The organism is Cupriavidus pauculus (genome assembly GCF_022179805.1).
Taxonomy (GTDB): domain Bacteria; phylum Pseudomonadota; class Gammaproteobacteria; order Burkholderiales; family Burkholderiaceae; genus Cupriavidus; species Cupriavidus pauculus_E.
The window spans coordinates 294,144-316,302 of the sequence record NZ_BPUO01000007.1; the positions used below are offsets into that span (position 1 = coordinate 294,144).

Genomic DNA, 22,159 nt, shown 5'->3' on the forward strand with positions numbered 1-22,159 from the left:
CCTTACATCAGGAAGTACAGCAGGAAGATATTGGCAACCAGGATAGCCAGCGCGGTAGGCACCTGCGCCCGGATCACGGCGTTCTTGTCTTCGAGTTCCAGCAGCGCGGCGGGCACGATGTTGAAGTTGGCCGCCATGGGCGTCATCAGTGTGCCGCAGTAGCCCGAGAACATGCCGATGGCCGCCATCACGGCCGGGTTCGCGTTGAACATGCCCACCAGGATGGGCACGCCCACGCCGCCCGTCATCACCGGGAACGCGGCAAAGCCGTTGCCCATGATCACCGTGAACAGCGCCATGCCCACGCAGTACACCGCCACGGCCACGAACTTGAAGTCCATGTTGATGTACGAGGTGGTCAGGTGCGCCACCGCCTTGCCCACGCCGGCATCGGCAAACACGAGGCCGAGCATGGCCAGCATCTGCGGCAGCACCAGCGCCCAGCCCAGCGATTCGATCAGGCGGCGCGATTCGCGCATGCTCTGCGCCGGCGTGTCACGCGTCAGCCAGCACACCACGAACAGCGACACCAGGCAGCCGATGCCCAGCGACACGAACGTGACGTTCTTCGGATCGAGCAGCGGCAGACCGGCGATCTTGACGTCCTTGAACAGCACCGTGCCCAGCACCGTGATCAGCGGGATCAGCAGCGCGGGGATGAACAGCTTGTTGCCCAGGCGCTTGGCGCTGGCGCGGCGCTGGTCTTCCGGCAGCGTGCCGTGCTTGCCATGGCCCACGCCGCCCAGCCCGGCGATCAGCGCCATCACCACGGCGCCCACGCCGACGATGGCAGGCGGAATCTTGTCGCCAATCAGGAAGATGATGGCGTAGAGCAGCCAGAACAGCCCCGTGGACAGCCGACGCGGATGCGTCTTGTCCGTGAACGTCATCAGGGCGGTGATCAGCAGGACAAAGCCGGCCAGCCAGTACAGGTATTCGATCGATACGATCATGGCTTACTCCCCCTTTGCTGCCGCAGTGGCCGTGGCCGGCGCGGCGGCCGGTTGCTTGCCGCCGAGTTCACGTGCCAGCCACATGTCCAGGCGCTTCAGGCGCACGGAGTGGATCAGGAACGCACAGATCGCGGTGGGGATGCCCCACACGGCAATGTGCAACGGCTCGACGTCGATGTTCGACGACAGCAGGAACGTGTGCATCAGCGCGATGGCACCGAACGCCACGAAGATGTCTTCGCCGAAGAACAGGCCCACGTTGTCGGTGGCGGCGCAGAACGCCAGCACGCGTTGGCGCACCGGCTCGGGCAGGTGCCCGAACTTGTTCTCGGCCGCGCCCTCGGCCATCGGCGCCAGCAGCGGACGCACCATCTGCGGATGGCCGCCCAGGCTGGTCAGGCCGATGGCGGCGGTCAGCTCGCGCACGGCCAGGTAGACGATCAGCAGCCGGCCAACCGTGGCCGATGCGATGCGCGAGATCCACGCCTGCGCATGCTCGCGCAGTCCGTGGCGTTCCAGCAGGCCAATCACGGCCAGTGGCAGCAGGATGATGAGCGGCAGATTGCGCGCCTTGACGAACGCCGTGCCGATTGCCGTGAAGATCTGTTCCAGCGGCATCGACGCGGCCAGCCCCGTGACGATGGCGGCTGCCGCCACCACCATCATGGGATTGAACCGCAGAACAAAGCCTAGGATGATGATGCCGACCCCCAGCAGGGGCCAAAGATTGACAGCCGATTGCATAGGACTTACCTGATTTCTGGTGGAGCAAAGCCAACGCCGGGGGTTGAACCCCGACTAGTTGGCCCGGATGGCGATGCCTTCAGCGCCGAGCCGTTCCCGGATGCGGCGCGCAAAGGCAAGCGCGTGAGCGCCGTCGCCGTGCAAGCACACGGTTTCGGCACGAATGGGTACCCAGGTGCCGTCGATCGCGCGCACCTGTTTGTCGCGGATCATCGACAGCGTCTGGTTCAGAGCTACGTCTTCGTCGTCGTGCAGCGCGCCCGGCGTGCCGCGCTTCACCAGCGTGCCGTCGGGGTTATAGCCGCGGTCGGCGAACACTTCTTCCTTCACGCGCAGGCCTACGTCGCGCGCCATGGTGATCATCTGGCTGTTGGCCAAGCCGAAGAAGACCAGGTCCGAGTCATAGTCGCGCACGGCGCGGATGATCGCGTCGCACAGTTGAGCGTCGCGCACGGCCATGTTGTACAGCGCGCCGTGCGGCTTCACGTGGGCCAGCTGGCCGCCCTGCGCGCGCACCATCGCGTCGAGTGCGCCAATCTGGTACAGCACGTCGGCGTAGACGGCCTCGGGGTCGCGTTGCATCTCGGTGCGGCCGAAGTTGTCGCGATCCGGAAAGCTCGGATGGGCGCCAATGGCCACGTTGTTGTCCAGCGCCCACTTCACGGTCTGCAGCATCGTGGCCGCGTCGCCTGCGTGCCAGCCGCAGGCCACGTTGGCGGAACTGATCAGCTTGAGCAGCGCTTCGTCATTGCCGCAGCCTTCGCCAAGGTCGGCGTTCAGGTCGATTTGCATGGGACGTTCTCCGGATTTGTGGGGGCGGATGAAAGTTAGGCGACGAATCTGGTGGTGGTGCGCCGGCGCGCGGCAATCTGCATGCCGTCGCCCTGCCAGCGCAGCGCCTGGTCGATCTGGCGCAGGTAGCGGTCTACCTCGGCCTGCGCCGTGGCGGCCTCGTCGATCGATACCTGCTGGAAGCGCACCGATCCACCCAGCGGTACCTGGGCCAGACGCCACAGGTCTGCGCCGATCACGGTGCCGATCTTGGGATAGCCGCCGGTAGTCTGCGCGTCGCTCATCAGCGCAATGGGCTGGCCGTTCGGCGGCACCTGCATCACGCCCGGCATCACGCCGTGCGACAGCAGGTCGCCCGACCGGTCGGCACGGCGTGCCAGCGCGGGGCCCTGCAGGCGCAGGCCCATGCGATTGCTTTGCGGCGTGATGGCCCATTCGGCCGACCACAGCGCGGCCTGCGACTCGTCATCGAAATCGGGATACTCGGGACCGGCCAGCATGCGGATCACCAGCGCGTTGCCGTCGCGGTTCACCGGCAGCGCCCAGCCCGGCGCGGCCACGCCCACCCAGTCACGGTCGGTGTCGATGCCGGGGCGGCCCACCGGCAGGCGGTCGGATTCCTTCAGCACGCGGCCTTCGAAACCGCCGAAATTCGACTTCAGGTCGGTACTGCGGGAATTCATCACCAGCGGCACGTCGATGCCACCAGCCGCGCAGAGGTAGGTGCGCGTGCCGCCGCGCGGCGCGGGCAGCGTCAGCGTTTCGCCACGGCGTACGTCGAACGCGTGCCACGACCAGACCGACACGCCATCCAGATTCGCGCTGCACTCGGCGCCAGTCAGCGCCACGCGCATGTCGACGTCGAAACGCACGGCGGCACGGCCCAGCGTGAATTCGATTGCTGCCGCATTCGGGTCGTTGCCCAGCAGGCGATTGCCGATGCGCAGCGCCAGCCCGTCGGCGGCACCCGAACGGCCCACGCCGAAACGGCGGAATCCCACGCGGCCCAGGTCCTGCACCGACGCCTGCGCGCCGGGACGAATAATCTCGATCACAGCAGCACCTCCGTAGCCACGAACTTGACGGTATCGCCGGGGGCGAACAGTGATGGCGGGTCGCGATCGGCCACGAATAGCTGCGCATCGGTATGGCCGATCAGTTGCCAGCCGCCCGGCAGCACGGCCGGATAGATACCGGTCTGCTCGCCGCCAATGCCCACGGCCCCGGCCGGCACGGCCAGGCGCGGCTCGCGGCGGCGCGGCGTGGCCAGTTCCGGCGCCAGACCGCCCATGTACGCGAAACCGGGCTGGAATCCGAGGAAATAGACCACGTACTCGCCGGCGGCGTGGCGGCGCACCACTTCCTGCGGCGTCAGGCCCGTATGCGCGGCCACATCGGCGATGTCGGGACCGAACTCGCCGCCATAGCGCACCGGAATCTCCACCAGCTTGCCGGTGGCGTTGCGCGTTTCGCCCGATGCCCAGGCCACCTTGAGGTTGCGCTCCAGCGCGGCCACGTCGGCGCTGTCGTCAAAGGTCAGCGTGAGGTTGTTCATGCCCGGCACCACGTCCACCACGCCGCGCCAGTCGGCGGCGCGCTCGGCCATCGCCCAGATGCGTCGCTGGACGTCCAGCGACGCCGGCGGGGCAACGCTATAGAGCAGCGCCTGTTCGGCCAGGCGATGAACGGTGCATTGGGGCATGGGCGGGCTCGGAGGTTGGGGGCAAAGTCGTTGGTCCAATGCAGTGTAGGCGCCACAAGGACCACGATCGGAACTCGTCGATGAAGTCCGAAGTGACTCAATCGGATTTCATCGACGATTTATCGATAAATTCATGGTATCGAAACATGGCCATGCCCTGCACTTCGGGTAGACCCTTAGCGGTTATGCACCGTTAGCGGGGAATTGGCACCACGAATGGGGTAATGAGATTTATGAGGCGCTTTTTTGTCAGAGGCCACGCAATGGGAGGACCAGACATTCCGGCGAAAAAAAACCGGCCTGGCGGCCGGTTTTCTGGTGATGCGGTGGTGTTCCGATGGGTTTTCGCCCCTCTCCCTCTGGGAGAGGGGCGGGGGAGAGGGCCAGCGGTTCAAATTGCTGCTGGTCGGCAAGCAGAACCTCTTTACCCTCTCCCCCAACCCCTCTCCCGCGTGGCGGGAGAGGGGAGCTTGCTAACTAGCCTTGGAGCTCAGGCAAACCCAGCCTGATGCGCCTGCTCATCAGCGTGGTACGAGCTACGCACCATCGCGCCAACCGCAGCGTGGGTGAAGCCCATCTTGTAGGCTTCTTCCTCGAACATCTTGAACGTGTCCGGATGGACGTAGCGCATCACCGGCAGGTGGTGATTCGACGGGGCCAGATACTGGCCGATCGTCAGCATGTCGATGTCGTGCGCGCGCATGTCGCGCATGACTTCCAGGATTTCCTCGTCTGTCTCGCCCAGGCCTACCATCAGGCCGGACTTGGTGGCCACGTCCGGATTGCGGCGCTTGAACTCCTGCAGCAGCTTCAGCGAGTGCGCGTAGTCGGCGCCCGGGCGAGCCTGCTTGTACAGGCGCGGCACCGTTTCCATGTTGTGGTTCATCACGTCGGGTGGGGCCACCTGCAGGATGTCCAGCGCCTTGTCCAGACGGCCGCGGAAGTCGGGCACCAGCACTTCGATGCGCGTGTTCGGCGACAGCTCACGCGTCTGCGAGATGCAATCCACATAATGCTGGGCGCCGCCATCGCGCAGATCGTCACGGTCCACGCTGGTGATCACCACGTAGTTCAGCTTGAGCTGGGCAATCGTACGGGCCAGGTTGCCCGGCTCGTTCACATCGAGCGGGTCCGGACGGCCGTGGCCCACGTCGCAGAACGGGCAGCGGCGCGTGCACTTGTCGCCCATGATCATGAACGTGGCCGTGCCCTTGCCGAAGCATTCGCCGATGTTCGGGCAGCTGGCTTCCTCGCACACGGTCACCAGGTTGTTGGCGCGCAGGATGTCCTTGATCTCGTAGAAGCGCGAATTGCCGGTAGCCGCCTTCACGCGGATCCAGTCGGGCTTCTTGAGCTTTTCGGCCGGCACGATCTTGATGGGGATCCGTGCGGTCTTCTCGGCCGACTTCTGCTTCTTGGTGGCGTCGTATTCGGGGACTTGCGGGGCTTCGCTGGACGTGGCGATCAGTGCGTCGCTCATACTGTTCTCCGCACGCGCGGCCGCGTGCATGTTTGGCGTTGATTCGGGGCCGGGCATGCCACGTTCAGGCTGCCTCGGCGGCGGCATTCCCGTGGGCCCGTTGCGCGCTTGCCTCGCGCGCCGACAGGACCTCGCACAGGGCCGCCGCCAGGCGTTGTGCGATTGCGGGTTGTTGTGCCGCCGTGACGGGCAGCGGTCCGGCATCATCCGCCGCCGCGAAGGTGGCACCCGCCGTGGCCATGTCGACCGTTTCCAGTCCGGCATAGCCGCAGGGGTTGATGCGCAGGAACGGGTCCAGATCCATCTGAACGTTCAGGCTGACACCGTGATAGCTGCAGCCGTTGCGGATCTTGAGGCCAAGCGCGGCGATCTTGGCGCCCTGGTGCGGTCCATCGGTCAGATAGATGCCGGGGGCGCCGGCCTTGCGTTCGGCTGCGAGATTATACGACGCGAGCGTGTCCAGCACGGCTTGCTCGATGTCTTGCACCAGCTCGCGCACCATCAGGTGACGGCGGCGCAAATCGAGCAGCAGGTAGGCCACGACCTGGCCTGGACCGTGATAAGTGATTTGTCCGCCACGATCGATCTTCACGACCGGAATGGCGTCGTCGGGAGCCAGCAGGTGCGCGGGGTCCCCGGCCTGGCCGAGCGTGTAGACCGGCGGATGCTCGACCAGCCAGATCTGGTCGGTCGTGTCGGGAGTGCGGGCCGCAGTGAACGCCCGCATCGCGTCGAAACAGGGCTCATATGGCTGACGGCCCTGATCGATGACTTGGATCGGATGCATGCCCGAGAGTGTAACGAAAAGGGCCGGCCTGCGTGCGGCGCAGGCCGGCCCTTTCAGGTCATTCGTCATCGGGCGGCGGCCATACGAGCCTTAGCCGCCGCACGGGGTCAGGAGGCGTGGATCTTGTCCTGCCCCGGCGTCCATTCCGTGCCGCGAACCAGGCGCCGCACCGAGCGGAACACCAGATGCGGCAGATCGGACAGGGTCAGTGCCGGGCGCCGCGCTTCCGCGATCAGCGCCAGCCGCACCGGGCCCGAGGCACGCGGGTCGACGCTGAGCACGATCTCGTCACCGCGCCGCAGAAGCAGGCTCGCGCCACAGCGCAGCCAGTAATCCTCGGAATCGTTCTCGCGGGTCACCCATACATCCACGCCTTTGGCATCTTCCACAAACAGGCGCTGGGCGGCATGCACCGACAGCGGTGCGACTTCGCCGGGGTTCAGCGTGAAGACGGTCGTTGTGAGTAGGGCTTTCATGATGAGTTCTCCGTGAGTCCGGGTGCCGCCGTGTTGCTGGCCTGGCCATGACTGGCTTGGTGATTGGACCAGAACAGTTTAGGGCGTTGTCTGGCGGGGTCCGGTGAAGTGAATTCTAGTGATTCCCCCAGCGCTATCAAAACGATATATATTCTTGTGTCTTGTTAGCCAATCTCACATAGACGAGGTCCATCATGGTCTGGAGCGGGGCCTGGAATCCGGACGATCCACGTAGCTGGAAGCGCGAATTTCCGCGCCTGCCGGCACTGGCCGCCCTGCGCACCTTCGAGGCCGCGGCGCGGCACGAGAGCTTTTCTCGGGCGGCCGCCGAGTTGTTCGTCACGCACGGCGCGGTCAGCCACCAGATCCGCGCGCTGGAAGAGGAACTGGGCCAGCCGCTGTTCGAGCGGCGCGGCAAGCGCGTGATGCTGACCTCGAACGGCCGGCTCTACGCCGAGCGCGTGCGCGACGCGCTGCTGCAGATTGCCGACGCCACGCGCGTGCTGCAGGCCGGCAACCGCGAGAAGCGGCTGACCATCAGCACCATGCCGTCGTTCGCGGCGCGCTGGCTCACGCCGCGCATCGGCAGCTTCATCGAACGGCATCCCGAACTGGACGTGGAACTGCTGTCGTCGAACTCGCTCGTCGACTTTGGCGCCGAGGAAGTGGACGTGGCGCTGCGCATGGGTAGCGGCCTGTATCCGGGCCTGTATGTGGAACGGCTGCTCGACGACGTGTTCCTGGCCGTATGCAGCCCCGACTTCAATGGCGGACGCCTGCCCGAGCAGCCCGCACACATGGCCGGCATGCCGCTGCTGCGCGGCGAGGGTGATCCGTGGAAACCGTGGTTCGAGGCCGCCGGCCTGGACTGGCCCGAGCCCACCAAGGGACTGATGATGCAGGACTCGTCGCTGCTGCTGCAGGCGGCCGCCGAGGGCCAGGGCATCGCGCTGATCCGCTCGTCGCTGGCCTATAACGACCTGCTGTCGGGCCGGGTGGTGCGGCTGTTCGACGTCAGCATCCCGTGTCCGTGGCTGCTGCACTTCGTGTGCACGCACGCGAGCCTGGCCACGCCCAAGGTGCAGGCGCTCCGGCAGTGGCTGCTGCCGGAGATGGAACGCTTTCGGAATATTCTTTCACAGTGGACCTGACAGTGGACCTAGGCGTCCTCGTCCCCATCGGCGCCGTCGGCATCGCGCGCCGGCGCTGATTCGGGTGCGCTCTTGCGCGCGCGCCCTGCCCGGGGATGGGCCTGGTCGTAGACCTTCGCCAGATGCTGGAAATCGAGCGAGGTATAGACCTGCGTGGTGGAAATGCTCGCGTGTCCCAGCATTTCCTGCACCGCGCGCAGGTCGCCCGACGACTGCAGCATATGCGTGGCGAACGAATGCCGCAGCATGTGCGGATGCACGCTGGTCGGCACGCCCGCCGCCAGCGCCTGCTGCTTGATCCTGGCCTGTACCGTGCTGCCCGACAGGCGCTTGCCGCGCGTGCCCAGGAACAGCGCGTGGGCATCCTCGGGCAGCGCGCCCGGGCGCAGCAGCGTGTCGCGTACCGCCAGCCACGCCTTCAGCGCCGCTACCGCCTTGCTGCCCACCGGAACCGTACGGCGGCGCGATCCCTTGCCGATCACCGTGACTTCGGCGCCGTCCAGGTCCAGCCAGCCAGCCGAGCGGTATTCGCCGTCCTCGGTATAGCGCACGTCGAGTTGGGTCAGTTCCGACAGCCGCAGCCCACTGGAATAGAACAGCTCGAACACGGCCTGGTCGCGCACTGATTCGGTCGTATCGCCACGCTTATGCGCCACCAGTGCCACGGCATGCTCCACCGACAGCGCCTTGGGCAGCGGCTGGCCGCGCTTGGGTGCGCGCACCCCATCGACCGGATTGGCCGTCACGCCGTGCCCATGGCGGGCCGCCCACAGGTAGAAGCCGCGCCACGCCGACAGCGTGCGCGCGATGGTGCGCGCGGACAGGCCGCCGCCATGCAGGCGCGCGGCAAATGATCGGATATGACGGGTTTCCAGCGACAGCAGCGGCACGCCGGCCGCCAGGCGGGTAGCCGACTCCTGCAGCACGGACAAATCGTGCCCGTAGCCAGTCAGCGTGTGTTCGGCAAGCTTGCGATTGGAGGCCAGCCAGTCCAGATAGCGCACCACCAGCGGATCGGGCGCAGGCTTTTCCGCCTCGGCGGTGTCGTCCTGGCCCGGCTGGCGTTTGCGCATGGCGGAAATATGAGGCTTAGTCGCGCAGGCGATTCAGCGCGGCGCCGGCCACTTCGCCAATCTGCGACAGGTAGGCGGTGCCCATGCCTTCGTGGAAGCGGCGCGGCTCGGGCGAGCCCAGCACCAGCAGACCGAACGCGGGTCCAGGGCCTTCGTCGGCCGAACGTGCCGGCACACGCAGCGTCACCATGGCCAGCGACTCGATGTCGTCGCGTTCCAGCAGCTTTGCTGCCTCGAAGCCGCTGTTGGCGCCGCAATACGGCGCGCGCAGCCCTTCGGCAAACAGCCGCAGGTCGTCGCTGGCACCCTGGGCCACTTCCATGTGGGCAAATGCCTCGCCCACGTTCCACAGCCGCAGCGCCACGGCGGGCACGTCGAACACCTGCTGCATGCCGTCCTGCACCGCATACGGCAGCGCATGGGAATCGGCCTCGGCCAGCAGGCGCATCTGCCACGCGTGCATGCGGCCCTGCGTGCGGTCGTTCTCGTGGCCATGGCGCACCAGGTCGGCCAGTTTCAGTTCCAGGCCCTTGTTCTTCTCGCGCAGGATTTCCATCTGGCGCTCCTGCAGCGAGACCGCGCGGTGGCTGTGCGGGCTGGTCAGTTGCACCGTGGCCAACAGCTCGGCGTGGTCCTCGAAGAACTGCGGGTTGCTTTGCAGATAGGCTGCGACGTCTTGGGCGTTCATAAGCTTCTACCGGTACGAATGGTGCAATTATGATTTTTCGGCTGGCAGTGTAGCAAAGTGACGAATCCGCGCTGCCGTCAGGTCTGGATCAGCCGCTTCTGCCGCGAGATGCTCATCAGGATGCCGATACCCATGCCCAGCGTCACCAATGCCGTACCGCCATAACTCAATAGCGGCAGCGGCACGCCCACCACGGGCAGGATCCCGCTCACCATGCCCATGTTCACGAAGGCGTAGGTGAAGAAGATCAGTGTGATGGCACCGGCCAGCAGCCGCGAGAACAATGTCGGCGCGTTGGCGGCAATATAAAGCCCGCGGAAGATCAGCAGCAGATACAGCACCAGCAGCACGGCATTGCCGATCAGCCCGAACTCCTCCGAAAACACCGCGAAGATGAAGTCGGTGTGCTTTTCCGGGATGAACTCCAGGTGGGTCTGCGTGCCCTTGAGCCAGCCCTTGCCGGTCACGCCGCCCGAGCCGATGGCGATGATCGACTGGATCGTGTGGAAGCCCTTGCCCAGCGGGTCGGTCGTGGGGTCCAGCAGCGTGCAGACGCGGTGCTGCTGGTAGTCATGCAGGATCGGCCAGTTCACGCCCGGCGCGCAGATCTGCGTCTCGAAGCTGACCAGCATCGTGACGGCCACCACGGCAATCGCCAGCAGCGGCAGGATGATCTTCCACGACAGCCCGGCGAAATAGATCACGTACAGGCCAGCGGCCAGCACCAGCAGGCCCGTGCCCAGGTCAGGCTGCTTGGCGATCAGGCCCACCGGAATGCCCAGGATGACCAGCGCCACGACAAAGTCGAACCACCTGATCACCCCCTCGCGTTTCTGGAAGTACCACGCCAGCATCAGCGGCATCGAGATCTTCATGATCTCGGACGGCTGGATCACCATGCCCACGTTGAGCCAGCGCCGCGCGCCCTTGCGGATCAGCCCGAACATGGCCACCGCGACCAGCAGCGCCACCCCTACCGTGTAGAGCGGCACCGCTACCCGCATCAATAGCTGCGTGGGCATGTAAGCGATCACAATCATCACCACGTACGACAGCAGGATGTTGCGCAGCTGATCCTCGACGCGGCCGGGCATGTCGATGGCGGCCGAGTACAGCGCCACGATGCCGGTGGCGAACAGCAGGAAGACGATCAGGGCCAGCGGCTTGTCGAAGCCAGTCAGGGCCGTCCGGATCGCGGAAAGGACGCGGCGTTTGTCCATGGCGCGTCTCCTTTTACTCTGTAGCCGGGTTGCCGGCCGTACCGGACTGGGCAACCTTGGCGGGATTGGGCTTGACCGGCTTCGTGCGCGGCGTCGGCGCTGGCGCCGAGGCAGGCGTGATGTTCGTCGCGGGTACCTTGGGCGCCGATGCCGGCCTGCTGTGGCCCAGCGCCTGGAGCATGCGCTCGTCCAGCGTGGTCACGGCCGATGCCGGCGCGATTGCGGCCGGGTCGAGCTGCGCGGCCATCGATTCCGAAGCCGCAGCCGCCCTTGCCGCAGGCACGGGTACGGATGCCGCCGCCACGGCGCTGGCGCCCGGCGCGCTGGCACCAGCGGCCGACGCTCCGGCAACCGTGGCCGGTGCGGTCTGCATCACCGTGGCCGTCGCCGCATTGGCGGTGTCGCCGGTGGTGAACACGCTGGGCGTATCCACGGGCGGGCGGCCGCCGGCCCGCACCGATTCCTCGGGCGGCGGCGCGGTGGCCTGCAGTTCCTCGGGCCACTTGCGCAGCAGGTAGTAATCCATCACCTTGCGCGCGATCGGCGCCGCCACGGCCGCACCAAAGCCGGCGTTCTCAACGATCAGTGCCAGCGCGATCTTCGGCTTGTCGGCCGGCGCGAAGGCCGTGTACAGCGAGTGGTCGCGCTTGCGTTCGTCGATGGCGTGGTGGTTGTACTTCTCGTTCTTGCCCAGCGTATAGGTCTGTGCCGTACCGGTCTTGCCGGCCGATTCGTACGCGGCACCCGCGAACACGCGGGCCGCCGTGCCGTTGTGGGTCACGGCCACCATCGAGCGCTTGATCACGTCGATATCGGCCTGCTTGAACGGCAGCCGGTAGCTTTCCTTGGGCACCGTCAGCGCGCGCTTGCGGTTCACCGAATCCTCGATGGCCTTCACCAGGTGAGGCTTCATCGCCACGCCGTTGTTGACCAGGATCGACACCGCATTGGCCAGCTGCAGGATCGTGAAACTGTTGTAGCCCTGCCCAATGCCCAGCGAGATGGTCTCGCCGTCATACCACTTCTGCTGCTCCGGCTTGCGGTACGCCTTGCGCTTCCAGTCCGTCGACGGCAGGATGCCGCGGCTTTCGCCCTCGATGTCGATGCCCGTGATCTGGCCGAAGCCCAGCGGCTTCATGAAGTCGTGGATGGCGTTGACGCCCATGTCGCGCGCCAGCGCGTAGTAGTAGGTGTCGCACGACTGCACGATGGACGCCTGCATGTCCACCCAGCCGTGGCCGCCCGGCTTGTCGTCGCGGAACGTATGGTTGCCCAGCGTGAAGAAGCCCGGATCGTGCATGCCCCAGGCCGCCGTGCGCTTGCCCGTGGTCAGCGCCGCCAGCGCCATGAACGGCTTGTACGTCGACCCGGGCGGATACGTGCCGCGCAGCGGGCGGTTCAGCAGCGGCTTGTCGGGCGAGTTGTTCAGTTCGTCCCAGGTCTTGGAGTCGATGCCTTCCACGAACAGGTTCGGGTCGTAGGTTGGCTTCGACACGAAGGCCAGGATGTCGCCGGTTTCGGGCTCGATCGCCACCAGCGCACCACGACGGTCGCCGAATAGCTGTTCCGCCAATTGCTGCAGGCGGATATCGAGCGACAGGATCAGGTTGTTGCCCGGCGTGGCCGGCGACGTGGACAAGGTACGGATCGGACGTCCACCCGCGCTGACTTCCACTTCCTCGAAGCCGGTCAGCCCGTGCAGTTCGGTCTCGTAGCTCTGCTCCAGGCCGATCTTGCCGATGTAGTTGGTGCCCTTGTAGTTGTCGATATCCTTGCGCGGATCGTACTTGGCCGGATCGGCGTCGTTGGCCTCGTCCATCGCCTCGATGCGTTCCTGGTCGCGCTGCGAGATGCGGCCCAGGTAACCTACCACGTGGCTGGCCGACTCGCCCAGCGGATACTGGCGGAACAGCCGCGCGCGCACATCCACGCCCGGAAAACGGAAGCGCTGTGCCGAGAACTTGGCCACTTCCTCGTCGGTAAGCTGGCTGCGCAGCGGCAGGCTCTCGAAGCTGCGCGACTCTTCGAGCACGCGCTTGAAGCGGCGGCGGTCACGCGGCTGGATATCGACAAGCTTGGCCAGTTCGTCGACGGTGTTGTCCAGCGTGTCGGTCAGCTTCGAAGGCGTGATTTCCAGCGTGTACGCGGAATAGTTGCGCGCCAGGATCACACCGTTGCGGTCCATGATGATGCCGCGATTGGGCTCGATCGGCGCCACGGAGATGCGGTTGTCCTCGGCCTTGGCCGAGTACTGGTCGTGCTTGTACCACTGCAGCCACAGGAAGCGGGTGAACAGCAGGCCAAAGCAGATGACCGTGAACAGGGCGGCCGCCGCCACGCGGATGCGGAAGCGGCCGATTTCCAGTTCGACGTTGCGGATTTCGGTCATGGTGGTACTGCGGGCGGCGTGGCGGTGTCAGGGAAAGGTGAGGCTAGATCGGTCGCGTTTCGTCGACGTCGGCCGAGCGCCGCTGTGGCGCCAGCAGCAACGCCGTGGCCATCGGCCAGAGCACGGCTTCGATCACCGGCGCCAGCAGCAGCGGCCAGCTTGGCAGCGGCGCACCCATGGCCAGGCGGATCACCACCGGCACCGCATGGGTGATGAACAGCAGCGGCATCACATGTAGCGCCTGCGTATAGACCGAAAACCAGAGCACGCGGCGGTGGATCGTGATGGCAAAGTAAGCCAGCAGCGTATAAGCCATCGCATGCTCGCCCAGCAGGCGCGCGTCATGCACGTCCATCAGCAGGCCCAGCAGGAACGCCACGCCCATGCCCACCTTGCGGGGCTGGTGGATGTTCCAGAACACCAGCACCAGCGCAACCATGTCCGGAATCCACAGCGTGGTGCCCCACGGCATCAGGTTCCACAGGAAGGCCAGCACGAAGGTCAGCGCGATGAACGCGGGATTGACCGGGCGCAACAGGTATTGGGACGTCGTCACTGGGCACGCTCCGGGGATTTCTGCTTCTCGGCGGGCTTGTCGGCCGCCTTCTGCTCGGCGCCGGCACGCGCGGCCGCCGACCGCGCACCCTTTTCGGCCTTGGTCGGTGCCGTCTCTTCCTGCGGACGCGGCGCCAGGCCCGACTCGTAGCGCACTACCAGCAGCTGCCGATGCGAGCGCACGCCCGCCACGGGCTCGCAATAGACGCGCGAGAACGCCGTGTCGGCCTTGCGTTCGATCTGGACAATCTTCGCCACCGGCAGGCCGGGCGGATAGGTACCGTCCAGGCCCGACGTCACCAGCAGGTCACCCTGCTGCAAGTCGGCCGAGGCAGCCATGAACCGCAGGTCCAGCAGACCGGCGCGCGAGCCGCCAAACGCCACGCTGCGCAGGCCGTTGCGTACCACCTGCACGGGAATCGCCTGGTCCTTGTCGGTCAGCAGCGTCACCTCCGACTGGAACGGCGACACGCGCGTGATCTGGCCGATCACGCCACGCTCGTCGATCACCGGATAACCGGCGCGCAGCCCTTGCGAGCTGCCACGGTCGATGACGATGCGCTGACTGTACGGATCTCGGGCGTCGTAGAGGATCTCGGCGGCCGTGACCGGGGTGGCCGATTGCTGCTGCAGGTTCAGCAGCTTGCGCATCTGGCTGTTCTCGGCCTCGAGCTGAGCCTGACGCACGGCGGCATTGGCCTGCTCCACGGCGTTGCGGCGCAACTCGCGGTTTTCATTGGCCAGCGTGACCGAGGATTGGGTGTAGTCGAAGACGCCGCGCAATGCGTCGCGTGGAATCAGCACCAGGCGTTCCACGGGCATGAGCACGGTGGCGGCTACCTGGCGCGCGATGCGCATGGCGTCGAAGCGCGCGTCCACAATCAGCAGCGCCAGCGCAATCGCCACGAAGACGACCAGGCGCGCGACGGCCGATGTGCCTTGCTTGAATAGCGGCGGTGGAGAGTAATCCATTTACCGGTGCGCAGGCGAAACCAGTCCGCCAACGCGTCCGCGCGACCCTCGTGGGGCATGGCGGTGCGGGCTGGCGGGGGAAGAGATCAAAGTGCGCGGAGCCACGGCGACGCAGGTCACCACGGTCCGCCTCGTATTACTCGTAGGAGAAGATGCTGCCGAGCTTGTCCATGCGCTCCAGCGCCATGCCCGAGCCGCGCACCACGCAGGTCAGCGGATCCTCGGCCACCAGCACCGGCAGGCCCGTTTCCTCGGCCAGCAGGCGATCCAGGTCGCGCAGCAGCGCGCCGCCGCCGGTCAGCATCATGCCGCGCTCGGCGATGTCCGCGCCCAGTTCGGGCGGCGTCTGTTCCAGCGCGATCTTCACGGCCGACACGATCTGGTTCAGCGGATCGGTCAGTGCCTCGAGGATTTCGTTCGACGACACGGTGAAGGCGCGCGGGATACCTTCGGACAGGTTGCGGCCCTTCACTTCCATTTCGCGGACTTCGGAGCCCGGGAAGGCCGAACCGATTTCCTTCTTGATGGCTTCGGCGGTCTGTTCGCCGATCAGCATGCCGTAGTTGCGGCGGATGTAGTTGACGATGGCTTCGTCGAACTTGTCGCCGCCCACGCGCACCGAACCCTTGTAGACCATGCCGCCCAGCGAGATGATGCCCACCTCGGTGGTACCGCCGCCGATATCGACGACCATCGAGCCCGACGGCTCCGACACTGGCAGGCCCGCGCCGATCGCGGCCGACATCGGCTCCTCGATCAGGTACACCTGGCTGGCGCCGGCGCCCAGCGCCGATTCACGAATGGCACGGCGCTCCACCTGGGTGGAACCGCACGGCACGCAGATGATGATGCGCGGGCTCGGACGCAGCAGCTTGGTGTCGTGCACCATCTTGATGAACTGCTTGAGCATCTGCTCGGTCACCGTGAAGTCGGCGATCACGCCGTCTTTCATCGGGCGGATGGCCTCGATGTTGCCCGGCACCTTGCCCAGCATCTGCTTGGCTTCCTTGCCCACCGCCGTGATGGTCTTCTTGGCGTTGGGGCCGCCTTCCTGACGGATGGCCACGACCGACGGCTCGTCCAGGACGATGCCCTTGTCGCGCATGTAGATCAGGGTGTTGGCGGTGCCCAGGTCGATGGCCAGGTCGTTGGAGAAATAGCTGCGGAGAAATCCGAACATCAGGAATCCTGTCTTCTGTTGTTGGTTCGCGGGTATGCGAAGCGGCCAGTGCCTAAGTCGGCCCGGCCAGGAATACGTTTGCAAGGGTGATGGTTCACGGCTCCCCCGGTGATAGCGGCCCGCGCCGGCACAAACCCGGCGCGCCCCGTACCACTGACGCGTCGAGCCCCGGTGCGCCAGCGGCGATCCACTTGCCGGCGCATGCCTGCACGCCGGACCTACGGGAACCTTTGATTAGACTCTGCGCGAAAGTTCGCCGCCAGATGCGCCGGACAGGACAAAAAAACACCTGACGATGGCAGTAGCCTAATCGGAGGAACCAGTTTCCTACTGATGAAAATACGGTGAAAACAACCGTTAATTCGCGGCCTTCCCCTGCTGCCGCCGGATTACTGTTGCATGCTTGCGACGCCGCGCACGGTATGCCGCACGATCCAGTACATTCGCCGCGCACCGGCCAGGTCTGAACACCGGCCCCCGATGCCGCAACTGTGCTGACGGCATCACCGCCTGCCCGCTTCGCCGCAACCCAAGTGGAGCAGGCGCTGCGGGAAGACTGCAGCGCGTAATGATACCTTATAATTCCGGCTGTTTCGGGGCGTTTGCGCCCTGAAAAACTTGTAACTTCGACGATCCTGGGGTGTCCCCGGGGCGCACCTGTCCGGCACGCCTTGGCCACCCCGCCAGCGGCCGGGCGCATGTCGCCCTTCCAGGCACCCCGACGGCCACCCGACGACGGTTGGGTGGACGCCGCTACCATCCCGGCGTCTGCCCTCCGCCTTCCGGCCGCAACACCTCCAGTCCCCGGGACTGAATCCGGCGAGAAGCGCCGCACCACGCCATGGCTCTCGAAATTTCCGACGTCAAGCGCATCGCGCACCTGGCCCGCATCGAAACCAGCGATGCCGAGGCCGAGCAGACGCTTGTGCAGCTCAACAACTTCTTCTCCCTGGTGGAACAGATGCAGGCGGTGGATACCACCGGCATCGAGCCGCTGGCCCATCCGCTGTCGGCCGTGCGCGACATCGCCCAGCGCCTGCGCGACGACGCCGTGACCGAGACCGACCGCCGCGCCGACTACCAGCGCCCGGCCCCGGCCACCGAAAACGGCCTGTACCTGGTACCGAAGGTCATCGAGTAAGGGCCACCGCCCCGCCCTGCCCTGACGCCCATCCAGACGCCACCCGACCCCACATGACCTTTTCCGCTGATTCCGTGACTTCGCTGCGCCAGATCGCCGACGCGCTGGCCGCACGCTCCGTGTCCGCCGAGGAACTCGCGCGCGACTACCTGGCCCGCATCGACGCCGCCGCGCACCTGAACGCCTTTGTCGACGTCAACGCCGACCTGACGCTGGCCCAGGCCCGCGCCGCCGACGAGCGCCGCGCCAATGGCCAGGCCACGCCGCTGACCGGCGTGCCGATTGCCCACAAGGACGTCTTTGTGACGCGCGGCTGGAAATCCACCGCCGGCTCGAAGATGCTGGCCGGCTATGAAAGCCCGTTCGACGCCACCGTGGTGGAGCGCCTGGGCGCCGCCGGCATGGTGACGCTGGGCAAGACCAACATGGACGAATTCGCGATGGGTTCGTCCAACGAGAATTCGTACCAGGGCGTGGTGCGCAACCCGTGGGATACCGAACGCGTGCCGGGCGGATCGTCGGGCGGCTCGGCCGCGGCCGTGGCTGCCGGCCTGGCGCCGGCCGCCACCGGCACCGACACCGGCGGCTCGATCCGCCAGCCGGCATCGTTCTCGGGCATTACCGGCATCAAGCCGACGTACGGCCGCGTGTCGCGCTACGGCATGATCGCGTTCGCGTCGTCGCTGGACCAGGGCGGCCCGATGGCCCATACGGCCGAGGACTGCGCGATGCTGCTCAACGGCATGGCCGGCTTCGATCCGCGCGACTCGACCAGCCTCGCGCCCGAGCAGGGCGGCGTGGACGAGGACTTCACGCGCCTGCTGGGCCAGCCGCGTGCCGGCGCCAGCGCGTCGCAGCCGCTGGCCGGCCTGCGCATCGGCCTGCCGCGCGAGTACTTCGGCAAGGGCCTGTCGGCCGACGTCGAAAAGACCGTGCGCGCCGCGCTGGCCGAGTATGAAAAGCTGGGCGCCACCCTGGTGGACGTGACCCTGCCCAAGACCGAGCTGTCGATCCCGGTGTACTACATCATCGCGCCGGCCGAGGCTTCGTCGAACCTGTCGCGCTTTGATGGCGTGCGCTACGGCCACCGCGCGGCCGAGTACCGCGACCTGCTCGACATGTACAAGAAGAGCCGCGCCGAAGGCTTCGGCACGGAAGTGAAGCGCCGCATCATGGTGGGCACGTACGTGCTGTCGCACGGTTATTACGATGCGTACTATCTGCAGGCGCAGAAGATCCGCCGCATCATCGCCGACGACTTCCAGCGCGCGTTTGCCCAGTGCGACGTGATCATGGGCCCGGTGGCCCCGACCGTGGCCTGGAAGCTGGGCGAGAAGACCGCCGATCCGGTGCAGATGTACCTGGCCGACATCTTCACGCTGTCCACCAGCCTGGCCGGCCTGCCGGGCATGAGCGTGCCGGCTGGCTTTGGTGACGGCAACATGCCCGTGGGCCTGCAGATGATCGGCAACTATTTCGACGAAGCGCGCCTGCTGCAGGTGGCCCACGCTTTCCAGCAGGCCACCGACTGGCACCTGCGCCGCCCGGCCTGACAGACCGCACCCGACCCGACGCCGAAACCGCCATGCGCCTGCATGCCCTGCCCCGCATCCCGCTGAGACTGGCCGCCGCCCTGGCGCTGGCCGTCACGCTGGCGGGTTGCCAGATTCCGTTCATGGGCCGCTCCACGCCCATCGCGGCACGCGACATCGACCTGGCGGGCAACTGCCAGCGCACCGAGGAAGACGGCTTCCGCGAGGACGCGCAGCTGCGCGTGTCGGACAACACCGTGCAGCAGCTGAACTGGAAACTGTGGGTGGGCAAGCGCGGTTCGTGCAGCTTCAACCTGGCCGATTTCCGCCAGGTGCGCAAGACGCCGCACATCGAACTGCGCGCCAACGACGGCAGCGCCTGCAAGCTCATGGTCTGGCAGGACCCGCGCCGGGTCACGCTGGCGCATGCCAGCTGCCAGTCGCACTGCACGCCAGGCATCTATGAAGAAGCGTGGCCGGTGATGTTCGAGCCGGACTCCGGCGCCTGCGCGCAAACACGCTGAAACTGGCCGATCCACGATGCCGCGCCGATCGCTGCTCCCGCCCCCGCCCTCGCCGATGGTTCCGACCACGGCGGGACGCTGGCTGCGCGGAGCGCTGGCCGGTGTGGCGATAGTGGTGGCGCTGATGCCTACGGCACCGGCGCAGCCAACGCTCACGTTGGCGCAGTTGCCGCCGGTGGCCCCGCCGCCGCTGGTGGCACCCAGCGCAGCCGCCATGGCCGCACCATCCACCGCGACAGAGCCGGCCACGGCACGCGTGCGCCTGCCCGCCGAAGCGGGTACGCCCGCGCTGACCGCGTACTGGTTCATGCCGCGCGAAGGCTCGGCGGCACGCAGCCAGCAGTTGCCGGTGGTGGTGGCGCTGCACGGCTGCGGCGGACTCGTGGACATGAAGGTGGCGGCCCGGCGTGCCGGCACGATCGAGGATGTGATCGACCCGGCGGCCGGCCTGCAGAGCCGCTACCGCGAGTACGCGCACTGGCTGACCGAACGCGGCTACGCCGTGCTGATGCCCGACAGCTTCAGCCCGCGCGGCAAGGCGCAGGGCATCTGCACCGAAGCGCTCGATGCGCGCTCGATCGACGACAAGACCCGCCGCGCCGACGCGATTGCCGCGCTGCGCTGGGTGGCGAAGCAGCCGGGCATCGATACGCGCCGCATCGTGCTGCTGGGCTGGTCCAATGGCGCGCAGGCCGTGCTGGCCACGATCGACGCCAGCCGGGCCTGGCCGGCCGACACGCCGAACGTGGACCGCGCCGTGGCGTTCTACCCCGGCTGCCGGCGCGCGGTGCAGCAGCACGATTTCAAACTGCGCACGCCGCTGCTGCTGCTGATCGGCGGCGCCGACGACTGGACGCCCGCCACGCGCTGCGCCATGCTGCAGAATGCGGTGCAGAACCGGCAGCCCAACGCGCGCTTCCGGCTGGAGATCTACCCGGGTGCCTATCACGGCTTTGACGGCACCAGCGAACTGCACGTGCGGCGCGACATCGCCGCGCGGCATGGCTCCGGCGTCACCGTGGGCGGCGACGCCGTGGCCCGCGTGGCCGCCCTGGCGCAACTCGATTCATGGCTCGCGAGCGCCGATCCCTGACGCCTTTTGCAGGCCAGGGACTGGATTCGACGCCAAACGTACACAGATACAGACAGTACTCAAATTAGGAATACCGCCATGCAATGGGAAGTGGTGATCGGCCTGGAGACGCACGTACAGCTCTCCACGGCTTCCAAGATTTTCTCCGGCACCTCCACCGCGTTCGGCGCCGAGGCCAACACGCAGGCGTCGCCGGTTGACCTGGCCCTGCCCGGCGTGCTGCCGGTGCTGAACCGTGGCGCCGTCGAGCGCGCCATCCAGTTCGGATTGTCGATCGACGCCAAGATCGCGCCGCGCAGCGTGTTCGCGCGCAAGAACTACTTCTACCCCGACCTGCCGAAGGGCTACCAGATCAGCCAGTACGAGATTCCGGTGGTGCAGGGCGGCCAGGTGACGATCCAGGTGGAAGGCAAGCAGGGCGTCTACGAGAAGACCGTCAACCTGACGCGCGCCCACCTTGAGGAAGACGCCGGCAAGTCGCTGCACGAGGACTTCGCGGGCATGACCGGCATCGACCTGAACCGTGCCGGCACGCCGCTGCTGGAAATCGTGACCGAACCCGAGATGCGCAGCTCGGCCGAAGCCGTGGCCTACGCCCGCACGCTGCATTCGCTGGTGGTGTGGCTGGGCATCTGCGACGGCAACATGCAGGAAGGCAGCTTCCGTTGCGACGCCAACGTGTCCGTGCGCCCGGTGGGCCAGGAGAAGTTCGGCACGCGCCGCGAGATCAAGAACCTGAACTCGTTCCGCTTCCTGCAGCAGGCCATCGACTACGAAGTGCAGTGGCAGATCGCCGAGATCGAGGATGGCCGCGACATCATCCAGGCCACCGTGCTGTTCGACCCGGACACCGGCGAGACGCGCGCGATGCGCACCAAGGAAGACGCGCACGACTACCGCTACTTCCCCGATCCGGACCTGATGCCGCTGGAAATCGATGCCGCCTGGATCGGCCGCGTGAAGGATGCGCTGCCCGAACTGCCGGCCGCGATGCAGCAGCGCTTTGTGTCGCAGTACGGCCTGTCGGCCTACGACGCCAGCACCATCACCGCCACGAAGTCGCAGGCCGCCTACTACGAAGCCGTGGTCAAGGAAGTGGGCGCCGCCAGCGCCAAGCCCGCCGCCAACTGGCTGATGGGTGACGTGGCATCGCAACTGAACCGCGACAACATCGCGATCGACGAAGCGCCGGTGCGCCCCGCGCAACTGGCAAAGCTGCTGGCGCGCATCGCCGACGGCACGGTGTCGAACAACACGGCCAAGAAGGACGTGTTCCCGGCAATGTGGGCCGGCGAGTCCGGCGGCGACGCCGACGCGATCATCGCGGACAAGGGCCTGAAGCAGATGTCCGACACGGGCGAGCTCGAAAAGATCATCGACGACGTACTGGCCGCCAACGCCAAGTCGGTGGAAGAGTTCCGCGCCGGCAAGGAAAAGGCGTTCAACGCACTGGTGGGTCAGGCGATGAAGGCTACGAAGGGCAAGGGCAACCCGGCGCAGGTGAATGAGCTGCTCAAGAAGAAGCTGGGCTGATTGCTCGTGCTGAAATGGAAAAGGCCACGCTGCAGCGTGGCCTTTTTTTTTGCTCCCCTCTCCCACGAAGTGGGAGAGGGGCTGGGGGAGAGGGCTTGAGGCTCTGCTTGCCGACTTGTCGCAATTTGCACCGCTGGCCCTCTCCCCCGCCCCTCTCCCGCATAGCGGGAGAGG

21 protein-coding genes are annotated in these 22,159 nt (G+C 66.5%); 6 read left to right on the plus strand and 15 right to left on the minus strand.

The features are described 5' to 3' along the window. Positions 1-2: 2 nt before the first annotated feature. The 8 genes from MFF62_RS16705 to MFF62_RS16740 form a co-directional block, all read right to left on the minus strand. Positions 3-953 carry a DUF979 domain-containing protein gene (locus tag MFF62_RS16705; RefSeq protein WP_238264235.1) on the minus strand — a complete coding sequence of 317 codons (951 nt, stop codon included), beginning with the start codon at positions 951-953 and terminating at the stop codon, positions 3-5. Positions 954-956: 3 nt separating this feature from the next. Continuing rightward, positions 957-1,697 carry a DUF969 domain-containing protein gene (locus MFF62_RS16710; protein WP_238264236.1) on the minus strand — a complete coding sequence of 247 codons (741 nt, stop codon included), beginning with the start codon at positions 1,695-1,697 and terminating at the stop codon, positions 957-959. Positions 1,698-1,751: 54 nt separating this feature from the next. Continuing rightward, complete coding sequence (gene pxpA / locus MFF62_RS16715; RefSeq protein ID WP_238264237.1) at positions 1,752-2,489, minus strand: 5-oxoprolinase subunit PxpA; 738 nt, start codon at positions 2,487-2,489, stop codon at positions 1,752-1,754. Positions 2,490-2,524: 35 nt separating this feature from the next. Continuing rightward, on the minus strand, positions 2,525-3,544 hold the full coding sequence (locus tag MFF62_RS16720; RefSeq protein WP_238264238.1) for a 5-oxoprolinase subunit C family protein: 1,020 nt from the start codon (positions 3,542-3,544) through the stop codon (positions 2,525-2,527). After that, complete coding sequence (gene pxpB / locus MFF62_RS16725) at positions 3,541-4,191, minus strand: 5-oxoprolinase subunit PxpB (RefSeq protein WP_238264239.1); 651 nt, start codon at positions 4,189-4,191, stop codon at positions 3,541-3,543. Before pxpB ends, MFF62_RS16720 begins: the two co-directional genes overlap by 4 nt. A 490-nt stretch (positions 4,192-4,681) precedes the next feature. Continuing rightward, positions 4,682-5,701 (minus strand): lipoyl synthase, encoded by a 1,020-nt coding sequence (gene lipA, locus MFF62_RS16730; RefSeq protein WP_404990777.1) that lies wholly within the window; start codon positions 5,699-5,701, stop codon positions 4,682-4,684. Positions 5,702-5,735: 34 nt separating this feature from the next. Then, positions 5,736-6,458 carry a lipoyl(octanoyl) transferase LipB gene (gene lipB, locus MFF62_RS16735; RefSeq protein ID WP_238264391.1) on the minus strand — a complete coding sequence of 241 codons (723 nt, stop codon included), beginning with the start codon at positions 6,456-6,458 and terminating at the stop codon, positions 5,736-5,738. 107 nt (positions 6,459-6,565) lie between these two features. Further along, positions 6,566-6,934 (minus strand): DUF2917 domain-containing protein, encoded by a 369-nt coding sequence (locus tag MFF62_RS16740; protein ID WP_238264241.1) that lies wholly within the window; start codon positions 6,932-6,934, stop codon positions 6,566-6,568. 194 nt (positions 6,935-7,128) lie between these two features. Between MFF62_RS16740 and MFF62_RS16745 the strand changes: the two genes are divergently transcribed. After that, on the plus strand, positions 7,129-8,085 hold the full coding sequence (locus MFF62_RS16745; RefSeq protein ID WP_238264242.1) for a transcriptional regulator GcvA: 957 nt from the start codon (positions 7,129-7,131) through the stop codon (positions 8,083-8,085). Between the two features lie 8 nt (positions 8,086-8,093). Here MFF62_RS16745 and xerC read toward each other — a convergent pair whose 3' ends face one another. The 7 genes from xerC to MFF62_RS16780 form a co-directional block, all read right to left on the minus strand. Further along, positions 8,094-9,158, minus strand: coding sequence for a tyrosine recombinase XerC (gene xerC, locus MFF62_RS16750; protein WP_238264243.1), 1,065 nt, complete (start codon positions 9,156-9,158; stop codon positions 8,094-8,096). Between the two features lie 16 nt (positions 9,159-9,174). Then, positions 9,175-9,846: a DUF484 family protein gene (locus MFF62_RS16755; RefSeq protein WP_238264244.1), complete on the minus strand. Its 672-nt coding sequence runs from the start codon at positions 9,844-9,846 to the stop codon at positions 9,175-9,177. A gap of 77 nt (positions 9,847-9,923) precedes the next feature. Further along, on the minus strand, positions 9,924-11,066 hold the full coding sequence (gene rodA, locus MFF62_RS16760; protein WP_238264245.1) for a rod shape-determining protein RodA: 1,143 nt from the start codon (positions 11,064-11,066) through the stop codon (positions 9,924-9,926). A gap of 13 nt (positions 11,067-11,079) precedes the next feature. Continuing rightward, on the minus strand, positions 11,080-13,455 hold the full coding sequence (mrdA, locus tag MFF62_RS16765) for a penicillin-binding protein 2 (RefSeq protein ID WP_238264246.1): 2,376 nt from the start codon (positions 13,453-13,455) through the stop codon (positions 11,080-11,082). Positions 13,456-13,498: 43 nt separating this feature from the next. Next, the gene (gene mreD, locus MFF62_RS16770) at positions 13,499-14,011 is read right to left on the minus strand and encodes a rod shape-determining protein MreD (protein ID WP_238264247.1); all 513 of its coding nucleotides are present in this window, start codon (positions 14,009-14,011) and stop codon (positions 13,499-13,501) included. Further along, positions 14,008-14,982: a rod shape-determining protein MreC gene (gene mreC, locus MFF62_RS16775; protein WP_238264248.1), complete on the minus strand. Its 975-nt coding sequence runs from the start codon at positions 14,980-14,982 to the stop codon at positions 14,008-14,010. The genes mreD and mreC overlap by 4 nt, the downstream gene beginning before the upstream one ends. A 136-nt stretch (positions 14,983-15,118) precedes the next feature. Next, entirely contained in the window at positions 15,119-16,162 is a 1,044-nt protein-coding gene (locus MFF62_RS16780) for a rod shape-determining protein (RefSeq protein WP_019450345.1), read from the minus strand. Positions 16,163-17,003: 841 nt separating this feature from the next. On the opposite strand from MFF62_RS16780, the gene gatC reads away from it, so the two are divergent. The 5 genes from gatC (at position 17,004) to gatB (ending at position 21,985) form a co-directional block, all read left to right on the plus strand. Next, the gene (gene gatC, locus MFF62_RS16785; protein ID WP_238264249.1) at positions 17,004-17,303 is read left to right on the plus strand and encodes an Asp-tRNA(Asn)/Glu-tRNA(Gln) amidotransferase subunit GatC; all 300 of its coding nucleotides are present in this window, start codon (positions 17,004-17,006) and stop codon (positions 17,301-17,303) included. A gap of 53 nt (positions 17,304-17,356) precedes the next feature. Beyond that, positions 17,357-18,856, plus strand: a complete 1,500-nt coding sequence (gene gatA / locus MFF62_RS16790) for an Asp-tRNA(Asn)/Glu-tRNA(Gln) amidotransferase subunit GatA (protein ID WP_238264250.1) — start codon at positions 17,357-17,359, stop codon at positions 18,854-18,856. A gap of 32 nt (positions 18,857-18,888) precedes the next feature. Further along, entirely contained in the window at positions 18,889-19,359 is a 471-nt protein-coding gene (locus tag MFF62_RS16795) for a hypothetical protein (RefSeq protein WP_238264251.1), read from the plus strand. A 55-nt stretch (positions 19,360-19,414) separates the two neighbouring features. Continuing rightward, positions 19,415-20,452, plus strand: a complete 1,038-nt coding sequence (locus tag MFF62_RS16800; RefSeq protein ID WP_238264252.1) for a dienelactone hydrolase family protein — start codon at positions 19,415-19,417, stop codon at positions 20,450-20,452. Between the two features lie 63 nt (positions 20,453-20,515). Beyond that, positions 20,516-21,985 (plus strand): Asp-tRNA(Asn)/Glu-tRNA(Gln) amidotransferase subunit GatB, encoded by a 1,470-nt coding sequence (gene gatB, locus MFF62_RS16805; protein WP_283205352.1) that lies wholly within the window; start codon positions 20,516-20,518, stop codon positions 21,983-21,985. The last annotated feature ends 174 nt before the right edge of the window (positions 21,986-22,159 follow it).